The organism is Streptomyces sp. NPDC026062, assembly GCF_055568375.1.
Genome location: NZ_JBVHOQ010000114.1, coordinates 1 through 2,900 on the forward strand (window position 1 = coordinate 1; position 2,900 = coordinate 2,900).

Genomic DNA, 2,900 nt, shown 5'->3' on the forward strand with positions numbered 1-2,900 from the left:
CCGAAGGACATCGAGCTCGCCGCATAACCCCAACACCCCGAACCACACCAAACCCGACAGGGATACCTTGACGAAGGACATAGAGGCACCCCCCGATGTGAGAAAGGCAATGCCGTTGCTTTTGAGGGGGCCGGGCGGTTGAAGCGGTGTGCATATATCGCGACTGGAGCGGCTGGGGTTGGGGGTCCTGACTCGGTCGTGGCCGCCTGAGTTGGTGGACCGGGTGGTGGGTGAGGCGGGGTGCTCAGAGAAGCGCCGACGTCTGCTGTCCGCCCGGTTCACCGTGTACTTCGTGCTGGCGATGTGCTTGTTCCCGCAGGCCGACTACCTGGAGGTCTTGCGGCTGGTGAAGACCGGCGACAAAGGGCTGCGGACCTGGTCCGGGGTGAACAAGTCGTCATTGACCAGGGCCCGGCAACGGCTCGGCTGGCCGGTGATGCGGGATCTGTTCCGGTCCGTGGCCCGGCCGCTCGGCACGGACGGTGAGCTGTTTCGGGGACTGCGGGTGCTGGCCCTGGACGGAATGCTGCTGGCCGTGCCCGACTCCGCGGGCAACAACGACGCCTTCGGCAAGTCCGGCTCCCCTCGCAGTCCCATGGGATATCCGCAGGCCAGAGTCGTTGCGGTGGCCGAGTGTTTCTCCCACGCCGTACTGGACGCCGCGATTGGCGGGTTCAAGGACTCCGAGCGCATCGTCTCCGACGCCCTGGATGCCCACGTCGGAACCGGCACCCTGTTACTGGCCGACCGGGGCTTATGGGGTCTGGCCCGCTGGCACCGGCTCCGGGACCAGGGCACGCACCTGCTCTGGCGGATCGAGCGGCGCAAGGCCCGCCGGGTCCAAGACGTCCTGGCCGACGGCAGCTACCTCGCCCGGATCGAGGCGAACAAGCACAGCAAGGCCGCCGGGACGGTCAAGGCCCCGCCGGTGTTGGTCCGGGTGATCGAGTACCGAGTCGACGGACAGCCCGATGTCGTCCGGCTCATCACCAGCCTGCTTGATCACGAGAAATACCCTGCCGGAGAACTTGCTGTTCTCTATGCCCGGCGCTGGGAGATCGAGCTCGTCTTCGACGAGATCAAGACCCACCAACGCGGCCGGCCAGTCCTCAGATCGCAGACACCAGACGGCGTGCGGCAGGAATTCTACGCACACTTGATCGTGCACCACGCCACCCGAGACCTGTTGAGCGAAGCCGCTCACCTGCACAGCACCTCCGCCGAGCGGACCTCGTTCACCCGGGCCCTGCACGTCGTCCGCCGCTCAGTGATCTCACCGAGCTGCTTTTCCCCCCTCAGCGATCAAACGGGACCGGCGCCTCGCACTCGCCGAGATCGGCCGCAGCCTGCTGCCCCGCCGAAGAGCCCGTAGCGCTCCGCGAAAGATCCGGTCGTGCATCACCGGCTACGGCAGCAAAGTCCCAGGCGAACCCGCCACCAGCCGCCGCCCTCCGGTCGTCGTCACTCTCAACAACCGGTGGCACGACCACTAAAGCAACGGCATTGGTGAGAAAGGTTCGGGGGCGCTCGCAGTTCAGCAGTTGCGCTGCCCACATCTGATGCTGACCGACTCCCACCGTATACACCGTTTGCGGACCGTTCGTGAGGAAGTCGAGGCGCTGCAGTACGTATGGGGCCGTGAGCTGTGCTCCGTCGCCGTCCACACCGGACGGGTAGCGGTCGCGCCACATGTCAAGAGTGGTCCACCAGTCCGCGAGATCCGGCGCAGGCATACGGGACAATTGCCGACCCGCCTCGTCCAGTAGGGCCTGCAAGGCATGCAGGCAGTCCGCGTGCAGAGCAACATCGGCTACTCGCTTACGGGAGAGCTCCCCCCGGTCGATGTCGATGTGGACGACCCGGGCCTCAGGAGCGAATCCATCGAGTCTGCCGGTCACCCGATCGTCGAACCGTGTGCCAACGGCCAACAGCAGATCCGCGCGCTGCATGGCGGCGATGGCAGGCACGGTGCCATGCATGCCGGGCATGCCCAGATGCAGATGGTGGCTGGCAGGGAAGGCGCCGCGGGCCATGAGGGTGGTGACGACCGGCAGACGCAGCAACTCGGCCAATTCCCGCAGCGGCCCTGACGCCCCCGCCTTGACAACTCCTCCCCCCACGTAGAGCACTGGCCGGCGTGACGACAACAGGATGGTGACCGCTCGCTCCACAGAGGCAGGATCAAGCTGCGATGGTGGCGCGAGGGTCGATGCGCCCGTGGTTTCCGATGACCCCACATCCCCGCTCAACGCATCCTTCGTGACCGAGAGCAGAACAGGCCCGGGGCGCCCGTTCAACGCCCGCCCAGCAGCCTCGCGTACGGCCGCGGCGATATCGGCCGCGTCGGTGATCTCGGCGGCGTACTTGGTGACAGGTCGTACGACAGAGCAGATGTCGGTCTCCTGAAAGGCATCGCTACCGAGCTGCCGGCTGTCGACTTGCCCGGTAATTGCCAGGACCGGCACCGAATCCATGTGCGCGTCCATCAAAGGAGTGACGAGATTGGTCGCGCCAGGTCCGGAGGTGGCGAAGCACACCCCGATTCGCCCAGTGGCCTGCGCGTACCCAGACGCTGCGTGCCCGGCACCCTGCTCGTGCCGGGTCAGTACATGACGCAACCAGGGTGCGCCGCTCAGCGCGTTGTAGAGCGGTAGGTTGGCCCCGCCCGGAAGTCCGAAGACATGCGAGACGCCACATTTGTGCAGTGCTCCGAGGAGAGCCTCGGCGCCCGTCCGTGGCCGGGGCGGTTATGGCTTTCCCGTCCGTGCGTCCGTCATGGCGGGCCTCCCCCACGCTGTCTACGTTCTAGGAGTTGTCGTCAAAGTGTCACGCCCACATCAGCAGCGAGGCGAGGGTGACGGCTGCCTGGTAGGACTCGGCGGTCTTGTCGTAGCGGGTCG

Annotated in this window: 2 protein-coding genes and 1 pseudogene; 1 reads left to right on the forward strand and 2 read right to left on the reverse strand. The window is 66.3% G+C overall.

What is annotated here, in order from left to right; all coding sequences use genetic code 11:
- Nucleotides 1-226: 226 nt before the first annotated feature.
- Nucleotides 227-1,372 (forward strand): IS4 family transposase, encoded by a 1,146-nt coding sequence (locus ACZ4LX_RS38005; RefSeq protein WP_467651965.1) that lies wholly within the window; start codon nucleotides 227-229, stop codon nucleotides 1,370-1,372.
- Here the strand turns inward: ACZ4LX_RS38005 and ACZ4LX_RS38010 are convergent.
- Together ACZ4LX_RS38010 and ACZ4LX_RS38015 are read right to left on the reverse strand one after the other, a co-directional pair.
- Nucleotides 1,296-2,237, reverse strand: a complete 942-nt coding sequence (locus tag ACZ4LX_RS38010; RefSeq protein WP_467721413.1) for an acetolactate synthase large subunit family protein — start codon at nucleotides 2,235-2,237, stop codon at nucleotides 1,296-1,298. The genes ACZ4LX_RS38005 and ACZ4LX_RS38010 overlap by 77 nt on opposite strands.
- Nucleotides 2,238-2,399: 162 nt before the next feature.
- Nucleotides 2,400-2,723 (reverse strand): annotated as a pseudogene (locus ACZ4LX_RS38015) (thiamine pyrophosphate-binding protein); the annotation flags it as partial.
- Between the last annotated feature and the right edge of the window lie 177 nt (nucleotides 2,724-2,900).